The 974-nt window shown below is 67.0% G+C and carries 1 protein-coding gene and 1 pseudogene; one reads left to right on the top strand and one right to left on the bottom strand.

Translation table 11 applies throughout. The features are described from left to right. Positions 1-270: pseudogene (locus tag ACXJKR_RS33495) on the bottom strand (hypothetical protein); the annotation flags it as partial. A gap of 87 nt (positions 271-357) precedes the next feature. Here ACXJKR_RS33495 and ACXJKR_RS33500 point away from each other — a divergent pair. Then, on the top strand, positions 358-974 hold a 617-nt coding region (locus tag ACXJKR_RS33500; RefSeq protein ID WP_457326535.1), incomplete at its 3' end, for a lyase family protein.

Raw genomic sequence — 974 nt, forward strand, 5'->3', positions numbered from 1 at the left:
GCCGTTGGCCGTCAGCGTCAGCCATTGGCCGGCATCGCGCGCGACGACGGCTACCCCCAGGGCCAGCAACAGCTGCACGCCAAGCACGGCGCGCAGCACCAGGCCAACGTGGCAGACGTCGAAGGCGCGCGTCGGGTCCAGCAGCGGCGCCTTGTTGAGTTCGGGCAGTTCAGGCAGCTCGGTGGCCGCGAAGCCCAGCCATTGGCTGAGCTGCATGGACTCGTGCCAGACGCTGTGGTGCGCTGGCGCGCGGCGCTTGAAGAAGGGCATGTGGGGCTCGGATTTGTTGGCGTTCGATAATCCCGGGCTGCGCCTGCATTTTGCGCGCTGAATTCCGCCGCCCGCCTCATCTCAGTCATGTCAGACAACCAACTCGCGAATAAGTCCCAAGCCTGGTCCRCCCTCTTCTCAGAGCCGATGAGCGATCTGGTCAAGCGCTACACGGCCAGCGTCGGCTTCGACCAGCGCCTGTGGCGGGCCGACATCGCCGGCAGCCTCGCTCATGCCGAGATGCTGGCGGCGCAAGGCATCCTCAATGCTGAGGACCATGCGGCCATCCAGCGAGGCCTGGGCGAGATTGCCGCCGAGATCGAGGCCGGCCAGTTCGAGTGGAAGCTGGACCTSGARGACGTGCACCTCAACATCGAGGCGCGGCTGACCGAGCGCGTCGGCATTGCCGGCAAGCGACTGCACACCGGCCGCAGCCGCAACGACCAGGTCGCGACCGACGTGCGCCTGTGGCTGCGCGGCGAGATCGACGAGATCAGCGGCCTGCTCAAGGCTCTGCAGACCGTGATGGTGGAAAAGGCCAGCGAGCATGCCGATGTGATCCTGCCCGGCTTCACGCACCTGCAGGTGGCGCAGCCGGTCAGCTTCGGCCACCACCTGCTGGCCTATGTGGAGATGTTTGCCCGCGATGCCGAGCGTATGGGAGACACGCGCAAGCGCGTCAACCGCCTGCCGCTGGGCGCGGC

The organism is Roseateles sp. P5_E11 (genome assembly GCF_054049355.1).